Raw genomic sequence first — 15,910 nt, 5'->3', positions numbered from 1 at the left:
TGTCGGCGCCGTTGTCGTTCGCGGCAGCGATCGTCCTCAAGGCAAGCGGCCATCGTCATGCCGCCATCCTGCCGATCGAGAAATATTCGATGCCGTAGCGCGCGATCACCTTGGGATCGTAGAGGTTGCGGCCGTCGAAGATGACCGGCGTCGTCAGCGCATCCTTGAGCGCGTCGAAGGACGGCGCGCGGAAGCTCTTCCATTCGGTGCAGATCAACAGCGCGTCGGCGCCGCGCAGCGCCGCCTCCTTGGTGCCGCACAAGAGCAGGTCGTCGCGCAGGCCGTAGATCGCCTGGCATTCCTGCATCGCCTCGGGATCGTAGGCCTGGACCTTGGCGCCGGCCGCCCACAGCGCTTCCATCAGCGTGCGCGACGGCGCCTCGCGCATGTCGTCGGTGTTGGGCTTGAAGGCCAGCCCCCAGACGGCGAATGTCTTGCCCCTGAGCGCGCCCTTGAAATAGTGGTTGACCTTGTCGAACAGGACCGACTTTTGCGCATTGTTGCGCTCCTCGACGGCGCGCAGCAGCTTGGCGTCGAACTTGACGCCCTCGGCGGTCTTGATCAGCGCGCGCACGTCCTTCGGGAAGCAGGAGCCGCCATAGCCGAGGCCGGGATAGATGAAGTGGTAGCCGATGCGCGGATCCGAGCCGATGCCCTTGCGCACCTCCTCGATGTCGGCGCCCAGCTGCTCGGCGAGATTGGCCATCTCGTTCATGAAGCTGATCTTGGTCGCCAGCATGCAGTTGGCGGCGTATTTGGTGAATTCGGCGCTGCGCACGTCCATCACGATCATCTTCTCGTGGTTGCGGTTGAAGGGCGCGTAGAGCTCGCGCATCACCATCTCGGTGTCCTCGCTGGAGGTGCCGACGATGATGCGGTCCGGCTTCATGCAGTCGGCGACCGCCGAGCCCTCCTTGAGGAATTCGGGGTTCGAGGCGACATCGAAGCCGAGATCCTCGCGACCGCGTTTCTTCAGCGTTTCGGCGATCCTGGCCTTCACCTTTTCGCAGGTGCCGACCGGCACGGTTGATTTGCCGACGACGATCTTGGCGCTGTCCATCTCACGACCGATGGTTTCGGCGACGGCGAGCACATATTTCAGATCGGCCGAGCCATCCTCGCCCGGCGGCGTGCCGACCGCGATCATCTGGATCTGGCCATGTCTGACCGCCGCTGCCGCGTCCGTGGTGAAGCGGATGCGGCCGGCCGCGTGGTTTTCCTTGACGAGGGCCTCCAGGCCCGGTTCGAAAATCGGGATCAGGCCCTGGTTGAGCCGCTCCACCTTCTTCTCGTCGATGTCGACGCACACCACCTCGTGACCGACCTCGGCAAGCACAGCGGCCTGGACGAGACCGACATAGCCAATCCCAAACACCGTCAAATTCATTTGGTTCTATTCCTGTCAAAGGCCGGGCCACAAAAGGTGGTCCGGCCGGTTCAGATGTCCCTCAGGCCCAACGGCCTAGTTGGTTCGGCATGATCTTAATCCGCAAACCAGTTCCCACTTTCGGGATCATGCCTAGTTGGAATTACTTATGCTGCATGCCAGCGATTCAGGAAACTGGCATGGTTGGCCCAAAGCGGTGAAAGCGACGCGCTTGACCTCCATGGTCACCTTGCTGCCGGGATCGACGAAGGCGCCCATCCAGTTGGTCAGCTTGTCGCTGCCCCAGAGGCTGAAGAAGATTTTCTGCGAATGCGTCGGCAACTCGTCGGGGTTGGTCACTTCATGGACGAGCTTGCCGTTGACATACCAGCGCAGCCGGTCCTTCTCCCAAACGAAGCCGTAGTCGTTGAAATCCTTGTCGGCGCCGCCTTCGACGTCGACCAGCTTGCCGTTCTTCGGCTTGCCCTGGATGTAGCTGTTGACCTGCACCTTCGACGGATCCTTGGTGAGGACCTCGAAGTCGATCTCGTCCCAGGGCTGTTTGTCCTGCGGACCGATATAGGAGAAGAAGGCGGCGTTGAGGCCTGAGCCGGTGCCGGTCTTCATGCGCGCCTCGTAGACACCGTAGCCGTAGCGCTGCTTGGTCTGGATCTCGGCGCAGGCGAAATCGCGATCCTTCAGCTTGCGCTTTTCGAAGCCCAGCGACAGCACGCCATCGGAAAGCCGCACGAGATCCTTCGACCAGGTGCAATTCTGATGGGCGCCATTGGTCCAGCCGTCCGAGACGAACCAGCGGGACCGGTCTAAATTCGAGAAATTGTCGACGAAGGACGGCGCGCTTTGCAGTTCCTGTTGCGTCCCTTGCGCGTGCGCCGGATGCGGACTCGCCGCAAGGGTCGCTGCGATGGCGAACAAGGCGCCGACCACGCCGAGCCGCAGGCTGTTTAATCCATTCCCGGGCGTATGCGACTTGTCGCACACCGCCATGGTGGAGGTGTTGCTGGGATCTGCGTTCATAACAAACTCACCTTGTGTTGTCCGCCCAACCCAAAGTCTTCCTTGGGCCCGCGCGAGCGAGCCGCTTCCGATCCTTCGCCCTCTTGAACTCCTCTAATGTCTCGTACCGATGACGACACCCGAAGGCGCCGTCAGCCTCTTGCCGCGGACTGCGGTGCAGACCGATCGGCACCATCCTCGACGATCGCGTCGAGCGAATGACGCAGTTCCTTCACCAGGCCTTTTTGGCGAACGAGCTCCGCAATGCGCCGCTCGCAGTTCAGGATCGAATTCGTCATCGCGCTGACATCCGAGCCCTTGCTGGTCGACGCCGAACCATTCTCCATCGCCTCGACCAGAAAGGCCGCGTTGGCGGCCGTCGACCTGTAGCGATTCTCCAGCCCGGTCTTCTCCGCCTCGATCTCGGCAGCGATCTGGTCGAACAGCTTCGCGAGCCGGTCGAAACGCTGGAGATCGGTCTGGCGGTCGCGAGCCGGATCCCGGGATCTGAAGCCAAAAATCGAAGCCATCCTGTCGGCCTTTCGAAATTGCTGCATTGCAGCATAGACTGCCACTACCGCGGCGACTAGGCAATATCATAGTTTTGCGAATGCGGATTTTTTGAGGGATGACGGCTTGCGGCGTGATGCGGGATCATTCGTTCGCGGCGCTCGTCGCCGCCATCAGGAAGCGCGTCGGCGGTATTTGTTGCTTTGCAGCAATCCCGGCGCGGCGGAACAGCGCGTCGAGTTTGTCGGTGGCGACGCCGCGCACGATCGGGATCAGATTCGACTGGCTGGCGAAGGCATAAGCCGCGGCCGACGCCAGCCCACGCTCGGCTTTGACGTCGAGGAAATTGCGCAACCGGTATTTGTCGCGGACATGGCGCTCGTGGCGCCGCAACGCGGCCTTCGAGCGCTCCGGAAGGTTGTCGAGCGCCAGCAGCGCCAGGTCGGCATCGGCAAGACGCTTCAGATCCTGCGTTCGATGGCGACCGCTCAGCGAATCGGCGCGGACGATCGCGCCATAGCCGCAGGACTTGATGACCTTGAAGCGCGCCCCGCGGGCGACAGCGCGCGCATAGAGCTCGTAGTCTTCACCAAGACGCAAGCTTTCATCGTAAGCCAGCCCATGCCGTTCGAGAAAAGCCCTGCTGATTACCGGCTTCAGGAAACCGAGCTCGCCGCGCAGGACGCGGCGGCGCGAGATGTTGCCGTCGATGAAGCGCTCGAAATCGAGAAATTCCGGATCGGCCGCGAAAGGCGGCGCGGCGACCTTGGCAAAGTCTGTCGCGGCATCGTCGCGGATCAGCATGATGTTGTCGGCCGCGAAATCCCAGTCGGTGCTGGCGAAAAGCCGGCGGAAGCGGCCTTCGAGGAAGAAATCGTCGGCGTCGAGAATGCTGATGAAAGGCGATTTGGAAGCCCGGATAGCGGCGTTGCGCGCGGCGGAAGGACCGCGATTGACGTCGAGGCGGACGACGGCAAGCCGGCCGCTGCCGTCGTCGGCGGCCAAAGCCACGTCACGGGTGTCGTCGGTGGAAGCGTCGTCGACCACGACGACTTCGGCGACCTCCCTCTCGCGCAGCGCCGAAGCGATGGCGGCGGGGATCGTGCGCGCCGCATTGCGGGCGGCGATGATGACGCAGACCCCCAAGGTCGCCATCGGGCTCGTCACAGGCGTCGTCACGGGCATGGGCTCACCTTTCGCTTGCATGAGTGGCCGCCCCGCCCACGATTTTGACCATTTCGCTCCGTGCCGGCTCAATCGTGGCCGGGCGCTCGAAGATGCGCCGGCTGAGGTCGGCGGAGGCAGCCCAGCCGGCTTCAGCCAGGTAACGGACCGGCTCGCGGCCGCAGAGCTCCCACAGCACATGGCGGCGCTGCGGCCAGCGCAGCGACGCGAGCCAGGGCGCGACCACCATGTGGAAGAGATCGGCGTTGTCGATGCGCGCCAGAATGCGGGCGGCGCGATCCGAAAGCAGCGTGCCGGCGGCGCCGAGCAGCACGTCGGCGGCACGCAACCCCAAGAGCAGCGTGTCCGCCAGGCCCTGCTCGGCGGCGTGGTCGAGAACCATCCGCTGCTCGGCTTCGCTCAGGCGGCTGGCGCTGGCCCTGACGTCGCAGACATAGCCGGCGCAGGGCTCGCGGTTGAAAAAGGCCTTGGCGACGCTGATCGCGGACAAAAGCAAGGTGTCGGCCGCCGAGATGATCGGCATGGCGGCGCCGGCGACCGCGACTTCGCGCTTGCGGCGCAGGAAGCCGTCGATGTCGCGGGGGCTGGGCGACCCCGGCTGCTGGAGCCGGTGGTGGAGGTCGACGGTCGAGGCCCTCGTGCCGTCTTCGCGAACCATATGCTGCTCGCCGAGGAAGCGCACCCACCAGACCGAGCGCGACTTGCCGGCAACCTCATAGCCGATCGTGCGCAACGCATCGCGGGCCCTGGCGAAACCGGTCGGCGAAACCAGTATGTCGACATCGCCGGATGGCTTCATGAAATGGTCGCCATAGAGCAGATGCTGCTGCAGCGGCCCCTTGAGGAAGACGAAATCGACCCGGCTCTCGCGCAGCACGCGATCGATGGCCATCGAATCGCCGATGCAGGCGGCATTCATCGACATGGTGCGCCGGCGGTAGCCGTCGAGCCAGGCAGGCAACTCCGCTGGCGCAGCATTCCCGGGCGTATGCGCGAGCGCCTTGAGCAGGAAGACGGCGACCTTGTTCAACCTGGCGATGTCGGCGACATTGGCCGCCGAGATTGTTGGGGCCGCCGAGATTGTTGGGGCTGTCAAGATTGTTGGGGTCGCTGAGATTGCCGGGGCCGACGAGATTGTCGGCGCGGGCATGTCGGCCCGGCCGCCCGTGATGTCGACGCCTGGCGCGAAAAACAGCCTCAGGCAGGCCTGCACATAGGCGACTTCGTCAGCGCAGCCGGCGGCGCGCAGCCTTTCATAGGAGCCATCCTGCATCGCCATGCCCGATGTCGTTCTCCGCAAAATGCCGCCCGCGCGGTTTATACCGCACCTGCGAAGAAAAGCATCGAGAAAATTGACGGGATCGCCCGAAAGCGGGCAGAGGCCGGCTCGCGACTGCAACCGCAGCGTTTAAAACCGCTGCACGCTCAATCACTTTTGAAGACAAAACCGGATATGCCAACGCGAGCCGGAACGTGGCGATTTCTTGCAGCAAATTCTTCGCATTTGCGAAATGAATTTCTCGCCTAGCAAATTATCATAATTAAATCAGATACTTATTTAAACGGCAAAGACCTACGGTTGAATTCGTGGACGGCTGAGGTTTAGGATGACGGCGCCTACACCTTGATTACCAACGAAGGCGAGCGCAACCAAGAATTGATTAATGCTTGGTAAATCAGGCTTGACTCATGGATGGTGCCGTGCAGCAATCGCATTGCAGCATAGCGATATGCTGGCGGCAGCCTGCAGCCGCTTCCAGTCCTTAATTGGAGAGTAAAATGGAACAGAATGTTGAAAAGCATGAGTACGAAACCCCCAGCCTGACGGTTCATGGTTCGATTGAAACGATCACGCAGGGCGGTGCTGGCACGACGGCGCTCGACGCGAGCTTTCCCGCGCACACGCCGATCGGCGAGCTGACTTTCTCCTAAAGCTTACAGGCATCCGGGAGTCGAAGTTGGGGCTCCGGGTGTTCTCCAACAGGTGAGCCCGGGGGGCTTTTGTCCCCCGGCTTCCTGCCGGGGATCGACGGCAACCGATCCACAGCAACGTCTGACGGCGCGGCGGGCCAGCAACGAGGTTTTAGGATGCACTGGAACCCTTCGGACGATGACCGCGTCGTCGCGACCAACGAGGCGGTGGCTTGTGAATTCGGCGCCGGACTGGCGCTGCTCCACCTGAAATCCAATGTCTATTACAGCCTGAACGGCGTCGGCGCCTTCATCTGGGAGCAGATCCAGGAGCCGCGAACGGTCCTCGATATCCGCAGCGCCGTGCTTGCGCGCTACAATGTCGACGCCGAACGCTGCAAGGCCGATGTCGAGGGCTTGCTCAAGGGGCTGAGCGAAGCAGGGCTTGCGAGGCTCCACAGTGAGGAACTGGTCTAGGCTCCGCTCGCTGAGCGGCCAGGAAATGCTGTTTCTGGCGCGCTGCCTGACGGTGGTGAGCGCGGTACGGCTTGCGCTGACGCTGTCTTCCTACAACCGTGTCCGCAGCCTGGTGACGCGGCTGGACGCCGGACGCGACGCCAGCATCGCCGACCTGCGGCGTGTCGCATGGGGCGTCGCCGCCGCGGCGCGGCTCGTGCCGGGCGCCAGCTGCCTTACCCAGGCGCTGGCTGGACAGTATCTGCTCGCCCGCCAGGGCAGCGCCTCGAAGATCAGCATCGGCATCGAGAAAGGAACGGGCAGCGAACTCAAGGCGCATGCCTGGCTGATGAGCGGCAACCACATCGTGCTTGGCGGCTCGATCAAAGGATTTGCCCATCTGGTCGACCATGGGTCGTGAGCGATGAGCGGCGTCGCCGGAATCGTGCTCAGCGACAACGACCGGCCCGCCGGGGCCGGCGATATCCAGCAGATGCTTTCGCGCATGCGCCACCGCGCCCGCGACGGCAACTCGTGGTGGACGGAGGGCAGCGTGGCGCTCGGCCACGCCTGGCTCGGCACGACCGGCGAGGATGGTCCCGGCCCACTGACGATGGCCGGCGGCAAGCTCGCCATCACCGCCGACTGCCGGCTGGACAATCGCGACGAGCTTCTGGCGCGGCTCGGCATGCGCGACCGGTCGATCGCCGACGCGGTGCTCATCATGCGCGCCTACCTCAAATGGGGCGAGGCCTGCCCGACCTATCTGCAGGGCGATTTCGCCTTCGCCATATGGGACGGCGAGCGGCAGGCGCTGTTTTGCGCGCGCGACCATTTCGGCGTCAAACCTTTCTACTATCACACGACCGGCAGGCGCTTCGCGTTCGCCTCGGAGATCGGGCCGATCCTTACGCTGGACGGCATCGGCAGGCGCCTCAGCGAGCACCAGATTTCCGGCTTCCTCGCCGGCCTGCCGGACGATCCGCAGGCCACGCCCTACGCCGAGATCTTCCGCCTGCCGGCACGGCACGGCATGACGGTCGCAGGCCGCCAGGTGGTGCTGCGGCGCTACTGGCAGATCGAGCCGTCGCAACGGCCGCCGCGCTCGGACGCGGCCGAGGAATTCAGGCATCTCTTCGCGCAATCGGTGGAGAACCGGATGCGCGGCACGCCGGCCGTCGGCGCCATGCTGAGCGGCGGGCTCGATTCCTCCTCGATCGCTTGCGTTGCTGGTCTTCGCGCGGCCGCGCAGCGCAACCCGAGGCTCAAGACCTTCTCGCTGGTTTTCGACAAGGGCTCGCCGATGGACGAGAAGCCGTTCATCGATGCGGTGCTCGACGGCAATCCGCTCGACGCCACGTTGATTGCGGTGAGCAATTATGCGCCCTTCGCCGAGTTCGAGCGCATCCTGGAGGAGCAGGAGGGCACGTTCCTGGCGCCCGGCCTGTCCTTGACGCGCGACCTTTACCGGACGGCGGGCGCAAAGGGCGTCAAAGTGCTTCTCGATGGACATGGCGGCGACGAGGTCGTCTCGCAGGGCCATGGACACCTTCACGAACTCGCCAATGCCGGCCGGTGGCTCGAGTTGTGGCGCGAACTGCACAGCGCTGCGAACACCTATGGCGAGGGCATGCTCTCCCTCTATTTCAAGTTCCTGACCATCTACGGACCGGCCTGGCGGATCGCCCGGATACGATCGATGGCCCGACGCCTTGTCGGCAAGGTGCGGCAGAGGCCGGCATCGGCACCGCGCGCCTGGGCGGGCCTGGTCAATCCGGACCTTGCCAGGCGCACCGACCTTGCCGAGCGCTTTCATCGCAGCGGCTACATGCCCGCCGCCGTGAGCGCCAGCGAAGCGCTGACGCATCGCTGGCTTCTGTCCACCGGGCTGGTGCCGCACGCCTTCGAAGTGCTCGACAAGGCCGCCGCCAATTTCGGCGTCGAGCCGCGCTATCCGTTCTGGGACAAGCCGCTCGTCGAATTCTGCCTGGCGCTGCCCGGCGAGGAAAAGCTCAAGGACGGTTTTGGCCGCCATGTGCTGCGCCGAGCGATGCAAGGCGTTCTGCCGCCGGCGGTGCAATGGCGGCGCGACAAGATCGATTTCACCGCCAACCTGGTCAAGGGCATGCTCGGCAACCACCGCGAGCTTCTGGACAAGCTTTTGATATCGGACAGCGAGCGGATCGCGCCCTATGTCAACCTGCCTGAAGTGAACGCGGTTTATGAGCGCATGCTGCGCCAGCCTGAGCAGGCGACGCTGCCCGACGTCCAGCATGTCTGGCGCTCGGTTTCGCTGTCGCTGTGGCTGGGGCAAGTCCAAGGAGGCCCCGCATGAATCTTCCGATCGCTTCCCTAGAGCATGATCCCGAAAAGTGGGAACCGGTTTTCGGAGAAAGATCATGCCCTAACAAAGAGTTAGACCGTGATGGCGATTCAACGAAACGCCATCACGGTCTTGCGCGGCCCGAGCCAGCCACCGAGACGACGGCGCCGGGCGGACGCGTCCGCCATTTCTACAAGGCCTACGGGCTGGTCGTCAGCTCGGAAGTGGCCTTGCCGGAACTGGAACCGATGGCGCCGGCGACACCCGACCTCGATATCGCTATCAGGCCGGTCGACTTTCCCGACAGCGCATCGCTGGGCGCCGCGGCGTTCCGGTTCGAGGCGAGGCGCCAATATCTTTCCTGGCAGGCGGTCGGCACCTTCATGATCAGCGACGCCAGCCGGATCGATGTCGATCCGGCGCCGGGGATCGACGACCCGCTGCTCGCCTTTCCGCTGCTCGGGCCGGTGATGGCGCTTGCCCTGCATCGGCGCGGGCTGCTCGTCCTGCATGCCAGCGCCATTGCCGTCGGCGGCAGGAGCGTGATCTTCATGGGCGACAAGGGCGCCGGCAAGTCGACGACGGCGGGCGCGATGATCCGCGCCGGTCACCGTCTGCTCACCGACGACGTCGTGGCGCTGGATTTGTCCGATCCTGACCGGCCGATGATCCTGCCCGGATTTCCGCAGCTCAAGCTCGCGGCGGACGCGGCCGGCGCCATTCGCCTCGAGCAGGCGGAGGTGCGTCCGCAGGTGCATCCGCAGATCGACAAGGCGCAGCATCGGCTGCATGACGGATTTGCCGCCGAGGCGGTGCCGGTATCGCGCATCTATGTGCTCGAGCGCGGCGGGCGGGCGGCGATCTCGCCATTGATCGGCGCCGCCGCGTTGCCGGCGGTCATCAAATTCTCCTATGTCACGCGGTTCGGCCGGCAGGCGCTGCCCGGCGATCTTGCCGCCGCGCATCTTAGCCAATGCGCGCAGGTCGCCGGACGGGTCGGCGTCAGCCGCCTCGAAGTGCCGGCCGGACTCGCCAGGCTCGATGAAGCGGTCGCCGCGATCGAAACCGACCTGGCGTCCGGAACAAGGTGAGCCAGGGCATGGGCTGGTCCTCGAAGTTTCGCCTGTCGCTTTTCCGGGACATCGCCGGTTTCGGCGCCATGATGGCGCATGTCGGCGGACGGCGCACGGCGACGGCGCTTGCCTTCCTGATCCTGGGCAGTCTCACCGAAGGCATCTCGATCCTGCTGCTCGTTCCGCTGCTGCGCCTGATCGGCAAGCCCGACCAGGACTATGCGGTGCGGGTGCCTGAGGCCTTGCATTGGCTGGTGCCCGGCGGAACGCTGTCGCTCGCGACCGTGCTCTGCCTGCTCGTCGCGCTGGTGGCGCTGCAAGCGACGTTCAACCGCTTCAAGTCGGTCTACATGGCGCGGCTGCTCTACGATTTCGTCAACCGCGTGCGCATGAACCTGTTCGAGAGCGTCGGCAAGGCGCGCTGGGGCGTTTTCACCCGCATCCGCGGCTCCGATCTCGACCATGCGCTGAACGGGGATGTCGACCGGGTGCAGGTGGCCGCCTTCTCGCTGCTGATGCTGACCCAGGCGACGCTGCTTCTCACCGGCTATCTCGCGGTCTCGCTGTTCATCTCGCCGGTGATGACGTCCTTCGCCATCTTCGTCGGCCTGGTGCTGCTGGTTGCGCTGCAGCCGTTCAGGGCGCGCGCCAGCGCCTATGGCCGCACCCTGACCGGCAATCGCCAGGATCAGTACCGCACGGTCTCCGAGTTCCTCGGCGGCATCAAGGTCGCCAAGAGCCTAAATGTCGAGGCAAGCTACTTTGCCGAGCTGGGCGCGACGCTGGACAAGATGAAGACCGACAACATCGCCTTCGTCCGCAACAGTTCGCTCGGCACCGCCCTGTTCCAGGTTACGAGCGTGATCGGGCTCAGCCTCTTCATCTATGTCGCGCTGGTCCGTTTCCACCTGTCGCTGGCCGAGATCGTCGTGCTGCTCCTGGTCTTCATGCGGGTCGCGCCGCGCTTCATGGATATGCAGCTCCAGACCCAGCAGGTGCTGATCAACCTACCGGCCTATGCTTCGATGAAAAGCCTCCAGGCCCGCTTCGATGCCGAGCGCGAGCCGGAAGAAAGCATGGCCGAACAAGGGGCAAGACTGTCTCTCGAGACCGGCCTCAACATCCGCGATGTGGCGTTCGCCTATGGCGAGGGCGACGGCAAGCCGGTGGTCAGCGATATCACCTTCGGCCTGCCGGCCGGCAAGGTGACGGCGCTGATCGGCCCTTCCGGTTCCGGCAAGAGCACGATCGCCGACATGCTGCTCGGCCTGCTCGAACCGACCGCGGGACGCATTCTGGCCGACGGCGTGGAGATCACGGCGCAAAATCGCAGAGCCTGGCGCGATCGGGTCGCCTATGTGCCGCAGGACGTGTTCCTGCTGCATGACACGATCGCCGCCAATCTGCGCCTTGCCGCGCCCGCGGCCCGCGACGAGGAACTATGGGCGGCCTTGCACATCGCCCATGCGGCCGATTTCGTGGAGCGCCTGGCATTGCGGCTGGAGACGGTGGTGGGCGACCGCGGCCTCCGGCTTTCCGGCGGCGAGCGGCAGCGCATCGCCTTGGCGCGGGCACTGCTGCGCAAGCCTTCGCTGCTCATCCTCGACGAGGCGACGAGCGCGCTCGACTGGCAGAATCAGTCGCTGATCGCCCAATCGATCGAGGCGCTGCGCGGCCAAATGACGATTTTGACCATCGCGCACCGGCCGTCGATGATCGCCTTCGCCGACTGGGTGGTGGCCATCGAGAACGGACGCATCGTCGAGGTCGGACAATATCGGCGGCTGAAGGCAAAGGCCGGCAGCCGCCTTGCCAGGATGCTGTCCGGCGAGCAGGCCGAGCGCGAAGGCGCGTCATCGGTCGAGACGGGACTGGTCCCGGCGCCGGTCGAACGTTCAGTGGAAGCTGCGTCTGGCGCTTAGCTTTTCACCGTCGGCGACCTTGTTCAGGATCGTGCCGCGGTCGGCCTCGCGGGCCTTGTCGGCCGATGTCGGCGTGGTTCCGCCGATCATGGCAAAGACCAGGAGGAAATAGCCGGCCTGGATGATGACGGCACAGACGACGGCGCGAAAGAGGATGGTGCCCGCCGACGCGCCATCGAAATAAGACCAGCCGATGACGATCGCCAGCGCGAAGATCATCCCGACGATGAATTTTGGCAGAGACATGTTCGCCGGCCTCTCAACCGAGACGAGCATGCAGAAGCTGCGACTTACCCACCCGCGTAACTCCCCGTTGCGCCAAAGAGCTTTTTCTGGCTGCCCTATCCGGCCGGTTGCTTCCGACCTTCCTTACCCATGCAGACTATGACAGGAACAATTTGCGACTCTATTAAGGCGCGTCGGCCGGAGCAAGGCCGTGCAGGTATGGTTTCCAACGATTTTACGAGATCGACTCTGCCATGCTGCGTCGCACACTCTGGCTCCGGCAGCTATTCAATTAGCCGCCTGCCGCTTCAGTAAAACTCGCCACTTTGATTAGTATTTTATCTGAATAACTTACCATGGCGAGTGCTTCCGACGGCGCGCAACCGCGTTTCTTCTGCAGCAAAGAATGCACTGTCCAAAAATGGCCTAAAAGGCGGACTACATTTTCCTGGTTCGCTCTCACCTTGTCATAAACGTGCCACAAAGGTGAAAATTTGGGCAGGGCAGGTTTATTATTTAGTCAATTCATGACGTGAGCATTTCAGTCCGATGGGAAATTGTGTGTTGCGCTGCAGCATTTTTTTGATATCTTGTCGTAAACCATCCGTTCAACGTATGGAGCTTCTGCATGAGGGACGTCGCCAAGTCGGCTAATGCGGGTTTTGCGCAGGTCGGCGTTGATTTTCCACCCCCCATCGGCGGTCTGCTCAAACGCAGTTTCGATATCGTCGGTTCCCTGGCCGGGCTGATCCTGCTCAGCCCGCTTTTCCTAATGGTCGCGCTGCTGGTCAAGCTTTCGGACAACGGTCCGATCTTCTATGGCCACAAGCGCATCGGCCGCGGCGGCAGGATTTTCTCCTGCCTCAAATTCCGCACCATGGTGCCGGATGGCGAGCGCGTGCTCGCTGCGTATCTGGCGGCCAATCCCGATGCCAACGCCGAATGGATCGCGACACGCAAACTGAAGAACGATCCACGCGTCACCCGCGTCGGGCAGGTGCTTCGCAAGCTCAGCCTCGATGAACTGCCGCAGATCCTCAACATCCTGCAGGGCGACATGAGCCTTGTCGGCCCGCGCCCGGTCGTGCGCGACGAATTGGAGATCTACGGCAGCGCCGCGGTCTATTACTTGAAGTCGCGTCCGGGCTTGACCGGGTTGTGGCAGGTCAGCGGCCGCAACGACGTATCCTACGACACGCGCGTCGCCTTCGATCGCCACTATGTCGAGAACTGGTCTTTGTCCGAGGATATTCGCATCATCTTCAAGACCGTTCCTGCCGTGTGGATGTCACGCGGCAGCTATTGACCGACGGGCCTGCTCCGCCAGATTCGGGGCAGGCATCCGGCAGTGATCTCATCGGGCGGATGGGGCCAAAGCGAATCGGAAACGTATTTGACAAAAAACCCCTTCGGACTGTCTTACGCCTGCAGTCTCCTGTCCAAGACGACGGCCCGCTTCGCGGGCGCGTTGCTTGTTGCGGCATCGCTCGCGATGCCGCAACTGGCCGCCGCCGGCGATTATCAGCTTGGCCCACAGGACAAGCTCAACATCCGCGTCGCCGAATGGCAGACGGTCGACGGCACGTTCCGCGACTGGTCAGCCCTCAATGGCGAATATTCGGTCGGCCCGAGCGGGACGCTCTCGGTGCCGTTCGTCGGCGACATGCAGGCCGCCGGCAAGACGACGGCGGAAGTCGCTTCGGCGATCGGGCTGGCGTTGCAGCGCAAGCTGGCGCTGCCCGACAAGCCGGAAGCCTCGGTCGAGATGGCGCAGTTCCGGCCGTTCTACATTTCCGGCGAAGTCCAGAACCCCGGCCAGTTTCCCTTCGTGCCCGATCTGACGGTGCTCAAGGCAGTCAGCATCGCCGGCGGCATAAGGCGCAACGCCGATTACGGCCCGCAGCTCGGGAAGGATCTGGTTACCGCCAAGGGCAGCTTCGATATCTATGACGATCAGCGCATCCGCCTGCTCGTCAAACGAGCCAGGATCGATGCCGACCTCGCAGGCAAGACGACTTTCGAGGTGCCCAAGGAAATCGAGGGGGGCGATCCGAAACTGGCGACCATCGTCGCCGACGAAACGGCGATCCTGGTCTCCGACCAGAAATCGCTGAAGCTGAAGCTCGATGCGCTCGACGATTTGAAGGGCGTTCTGCAGTCGGAAATCGAATCGCTGCAAAAGAAGATCGCCAACCAGCAGAAGCAGGTCGATCTGGCCGAGAAGCAGGCCGAAAGCATCGGTCCACTGGCGCAGAAGGGCCTGGTTGCCAATGCGCGCCTGCTTTCCTCGCAGCAGTCGGTCACCGACCTGCAGGGCAAGATCCTGGATTACGAGACGGCCATCCTCACCGCCAAGCAGTCGATCAGCAAGGCCGAGCAGGACGCCATCGATGCCAGGAACTCACTGAATTCCACCCTTACCGCCAACCGGCAGCAGGCCGAGGCCGACCTGAACGAGGCGACGTTGAAGGCCGGCATGCAGAAGGGCCTGATCGCGCAGGCGTCGGATCCCGCGACGGCGGCCAGCATCACCGGAGATGAGGAGCCGGCCCTGCTCTATTCGCTAGTGCGGGTTGCCGACGGCAAGACGAGCGAGATCGAAGCCAAGGAAGACACGCCTGTCCTGCCGGGCGACGTGATCAAGGTGAAGCTGGCGCCGACGGCCAGCCAGTAGCGCCGCCGGACCGAGGCTTGCCCGAAGCGAGCCGGGACCCGGAGGCGGGAGGGACAAGCCAGGCTCGTTCGCGTTGCGGCGCGGGCGGGCGATCTGTTTTGGACCGCTTGAAGGCATAACATGCAGCCCGCAGCCCAGCGTCACGTCTATCTGAATCTCGACGCCATCCGCGGCGTGGCGGCGATCAGCGTCATGCTCTACCATTTCTCGCCGTTCCTGGCCGACGGCAAGGTGCTGCCGTCGAGCTATCTCGCGGTCGATCTGTTCTTCCTGCTCAGCGGATTCGTCATCGCGCATGCCTATGACCGCAAGATCGAGAACGGCATGGGCTTCGGCTCCTTCGTGGCCATCCGCCTGATCCGGCTCTATCCGCTCTATCTCGCCGGCACGCTGCTCGGCTTCTTCTACCTGCTGGTCAAGAACAGACTCATGCCGGCCGAATACATGCCGCTGTCCGAGATCGGCATGCAGCTGACGACCGGCATGCTCTTCATCCCGCTGGTCAGCGACGCCTATCACACGATCTTTCCGCTCAATCCCGCTTCGTGGTCGCTGTTCTTCGAGCTCATCGTCAACATCGCCTATGTCGCGGTCTTCGCGCTCCTCTCGCGGCGGGTGCTGACGGGGATCGTCGGCGCCAGCCTCGTGCTGCTCGTCGTCGCCTCGATCTTCGCCGGCACGCTCGATTTCGGCATGACTGGCAAGACCATCCTCAGCGGCCTGCCGCGCGTAACTTTCTCGTTCTTCCTGGGCGTGCTGCTCTGCCGATCGATGGCGCGCTGGCAGGGCAGCCTCGGCTTCCTGCGGCGCGGCTTCTGGGTCGAAGGCGCGATCTTGCTCACGCTTGCCGTCTTCGCAATCGCTCCGGCCGGCGGGGCGCGCGTCGTCTACGACCTCGCCGCCATCGTCATCGTCTTCCCGCTCATGGTGATGACCGGCGCGGTGGCGCCGACCGCGCCGCTTCTATCAAGCTTCTATGGCTGGCTCGGGCGGATTTCCTACCCGATCTACATCATCCATACGCCGATGCTGATGATCATCGCCGGGGCCGGCAAGGCCTTCTCGATCGATCCGTTCGCGCATCATCCCTGGTTCGGCATCGTGATGGCGGCCTCGGTCGTCGTCATCGCCGACATCGCCACGCGCATCTATGACGAGCCGGTGCGGCGCTTCCTGCAGCGGCAGATGCAGCGCGCCCGGGCCGTGGCGTAGCGGTTCATCGCACAAGAAGGGCTCAACGGACAAAAT

The 15,910-nt window shown here is 63.7% G+C and carries 15 protein-coding genes; 9 read left to right on the top strand and 6 right to left on the bottom strand.

Annotated features, from left to right (window positions below):
• Positions 1-55: 55 nt before the first annotated feature.
• The 5 genes from FJ414_RS13170 to FJ414_RS13150 form a co-directional block, all read right to left on the bottom strand.
• Complete coding sequence (locus tag FJ414_RS13170; protein WP_140644808.1) at positions 56-1,387, bottom strand: UDP-glucose/GDP-mannose dehydrogenase family protein; 1,332 nt, start codon at positions 1,385-1,387, stop codon at positions 56-58.
• Between the two features lie 132 nt (positions 1,388-1,519).
• On the bottom strand, positions 1,520-2,404 hold the full coding sequence (locus FJ414_RS13165; RefSeq protein ID WP_140644807.1) for a glycoside hydrolase family 16 protein: 885 nt from the start codon (positions 2,402-2,404) through the stop codon (positions 1,520-1,522).
• Between the two features lie 131 nt (positions 2,405-2,535).
• Positions 2,536-2,913: a hypothetical protein gene (locus FJ414_RS13160; RefSeq protein ID WP_140644806.1), complete on the bottom strand. Its 378-nt coding sequence runs from the start codon at positions 2,911-2,913 to the stop codon at positions 2,536-2,538.
• 124 nt (positions 2,914-3,037) lie between these two features.
• Positions 3,038-4,078, bottom strand: a complete 1,041-nt coding sequence (locus FJ414_RS13155) for a glycosyltransferase family 2 protein (protein ID WP_246672385.1) — start codon at positions 4,076-4,078, stop codon at positions 3,038-3,040.
• A 4-nt stretch (positions 4,079-4,082) separates the two neighbouring features.
• Positions 4,083-5,357 carry a nucleotidyltransferase family protein gene (locus tag FJ414_RS13150; RefSeq protein ID WP_140644805.1) on the bottom strand — a complete coding sequence of 425 codons (1,275 nt, stop codon included), beginning with the start codon at positions 5,355-5,357 and terminating at the stop codon, positions 4,083-4,085.
• A gap of 500 nt (positions 5,358-5,857) precedes the next feature.
• Here FJ414_RS13150 and FJ414_RS13145 point away from each other — a divergent pair, with 500 nt between their 5' ends.
• The 6 genes from FJ414_RS13145 (at position 5,858) to FJ414_RS13120 (ending at position 11,763) form a co-directional block, all read left to right on the top strand.
• Complete coding sequence (locus FJ414_RS13145) at positions 5,858-6,010, top strand: lasso RiPP family leader peptide-containing protein (protein ID WP_127229803.1); 153 nt, start codon at positions 5,858-5,860, stop codon at positions 6,008-6,010.
• A gap of 156 nt (positions 6,011-6,166) precedes the next feature.
• Positions 6,167-6,466 (top strand): PqqD family protein, encoded by a 300-nt coding sequence (locus tag FJ414_RS13140; protein WP_140644804.1) that lies wholly within the window; start codon positions 6,167-6,169, stop codon positions 6,464-6,466.
• Positions 6,450-6,866, top strand: a complete 417-nt coding sequence (locus FJ414_RS13135; RefSeq protein ID WP_246672384.1) for a lasso peptide biosynthesis B2 protein — start codon at positions 6,450-6,452, stop codon at positions 6,864-6,866. Before FJ414_RS13140 ends, FJ414_RS13135 begins: the two co-directional genes overlap by 17 nt.
• A 3-nt stretch (positions 6,867-6,869) precedes the next feature.
• Positions 6,870-8,780 carry a lasso peptide isopeptide bond-forming cyclase gene (locus FJ414_RS13130; RefSeq protein WP_140644803.1) on the top strand — a complete coding sequence of 637 codons (1,911 nt, stop codon included), beginning with the start codon at positions 6,870-6,872 and terminating at the stop codon, positions 8,778-8,780.
• On the top strand, positions 8,777-9,859 hold the full coding sequence (locus tag FJ414_RS13125) for a serine kinase (RefSeq protein ID WP_246672383.1): 1,083 nt from the start codon (positions 8,777-8,779) through the stop codon (positions 9,857-9,859). Before FJ414_RS13130 ends, FJ414_RS13125 begins: the two co-directional genes overlap by 4 nt.
• An 8-nt stretch (positions 9,860-9,867) precedes the next feature.
• Positions 9,868-11,763 carry an ABC transporter ATP-binding protein gene (locus tag FJ414_RS13120; protein WP_140644802.1) on the top strand — a complete coding sequence of 632 codons (1,896 nt, stop codon included), beginning with the start codon at positions 9,868-9,870 and terminating at the stop codon, positions 11,761-11,763.
• Here the strand turns inward: FJ414_RS13120 and FJ414_RS13115 are convergent.
• On the bottom strand, positions 11,737-12,009 hold the full coding sequence (locus FJ414_RS13115) for an exopolysaccharide production repressor exox (protein ID WP_140644801.1): 273 nt from the start codon (positions 12,007-12,009) through the stop codon (positions 11,737-11,739). The two genes, FJ414_RS13120 and FJ414_RS13115, sit on opposite strands and share 27 nt — an antisense overlap.
• A gap of 607 nt (positions 12,010-12,616) precedes the next feature.
• Between FJ414_RS13115 and FJ414_RS13110 the strand changes: the two genes are divergently transcribed.
• The 3 genes from FJ414_RS13110 (at position 12,617) to FJ414_RS13100 (ending at position 15,874) form a co-directional block, all read left to right on the top strand.
• Positions 12,617-13,294 carry a sugar transferase gene (locus FJ414_RS13110; RefSeq protein WP_140644800.1) on the top strand — a complete coding sequence of 226 codons (678 nt, stop codon included), beginning with the start codon at positions 12,617-12,619 and terminating at the stop codon, positions 13,292-13,294.
• Positions 13,295-13,480: 186 nt separating this feature from the next.
• The gene (locus FJ414_RS13105; RefSeq protein WP_140644846.1) at positions 13,481-14,662 is read left to right on the top strand and encodes a polysaccharide biosynthesis/export family protein; all 1,182 of its coding nucleotides are present in this window, start codon (positions 13,481-13,483) and stop codon (positions 14,660-14,662) included.
• Between the two features lie 120 nt (positions 14,663-14,782).
• A complete protein-coding gene (locus tag FJ414_RS13100; protein WP_140644799.1) occupies positions 14,783-15,874 on the top strand; it encodes an acyltransferase in 1,092 nt (363 codons plus the stop codon).
• Positions 15,875-15,910 lie beyond the last annotated feature (36 nt).

Source organism: Mesorhizobium sp. B3-1-6, assembly GCF_006439555.1.
Classification (GTDB): domain Bacteria; phylum Pseudomonadota; class Alphaproteobacteria; order Rhizobiales; family Rhizobiaceae; genus Mesorhizobium.
Note: the sequence above shows the minus strand (reverse complement) of the source record. Positions and strands in the feature narration are given on the sequence as shown.

Excerpts from the sequence above, each read along its gene's own strand:
- FJ414_RS13165 (WP_140644807.1), bottom strand. The coding sequence starts at position 2,404 with ATGAACGCAGATCCCAGCAACACCTCCACCATGGCGGTGTGCGACAAG.
- FJ414_RS13105 (WP_140644846.1), top strand. The coding sequence starts at position 13,481 with ATGCCGCAACTGGCCGCCGCCGGCGATTATCAGCTTGGCCCACAGGAC.
- FJ414_RS13170 (WP_140644808.1), bottom strand. The coding sequence starts at position 1,387 with ATGAATTTGACGGTGTTTGGGATTGGCTATGTCGGTCTCGTCCAGGCC.
- FJ414_RS13110 (WP_140644800.1), top strand. The coding sequence starts at position 12,617 with ATGAGGGACGTCGCCAAGTCGGCTAATGCGGGTTTTGCGCAGGTCGGC.
- FJ414_RS13155 (WP_246672385.1), bottom strand. The coding sequence starts at position 4,078 with ATGCCCGTGACGACGCCTGTGACGAGCCCGATGGCGACCTTGGGGGTC.
- FJ414_RS13150 (WP_140644805.1), bottom strand. The coding sequence starts at position 5,357 with ATGGCGATGCAGGATGGCTCCTATGAAAGGCTGCGCGCCGCCGGCTGC.
- FJ414_RS13140 (WP_140644804.1), top strand. The coding sequence starts at position 6,167 with ATGCACTGGAACCCTTCGGACGATGACCGCGTCGTCGCGACCAACGAG.
- FJ414_RS13160 (WP_140644806.1), bottom strand. The coding sequence starts at position 2,913 with ATGGCTTCGATTTTTGGCTTCAGATCCCGGGATCCGGCTCGCGACCGC.
- FJ414_RS13120 (WP_140644802.1), top strand. The coding sequence starts at position 9,868 with ATGGGCTGGTCCTCGAAGTTTCGCCTGTCGCTTTTCCGGGACATCGCC.
- FJ414_RS13115 (WP_140644801.1), bottom strand. The coding sequence starts at position 12,009 with ATGTCTCTGCCAAAATTCATCGTCGGGATGATCTTCGCGCTGGCGATC.
- FJ414_RS13130 (WP_140644803.1), top strand. The coding sequence starts at position 6,870 with ATGAGCGGCGTCGCCGGAATCGTGCTCAGCGACAACGACCGGCCCGCC.
- FJ414_RS13100 (WP_140644799.1), top strand. The coding sequence starts at position 14,783 with ATGCAGCCCGCAGCCCAGCGTCACGTCTATCTGAATCTCGACGCCATC.
- FJ414_RS13145 (WP_127229803.1), top strand. The coding sequence starts at position 5,858 with ATGGAACAGAATGTTGAAAAGCATGAGTACGAAACCCCCAGCCTGACG.
- FJ414_RS13125 (WP_246672383.1), top strand. The coding sequence starts at position 8,777 with ATGAATCTTCCGATCGCTTCCCTAGAGCATGATCCCGAAAAGTGGGAA.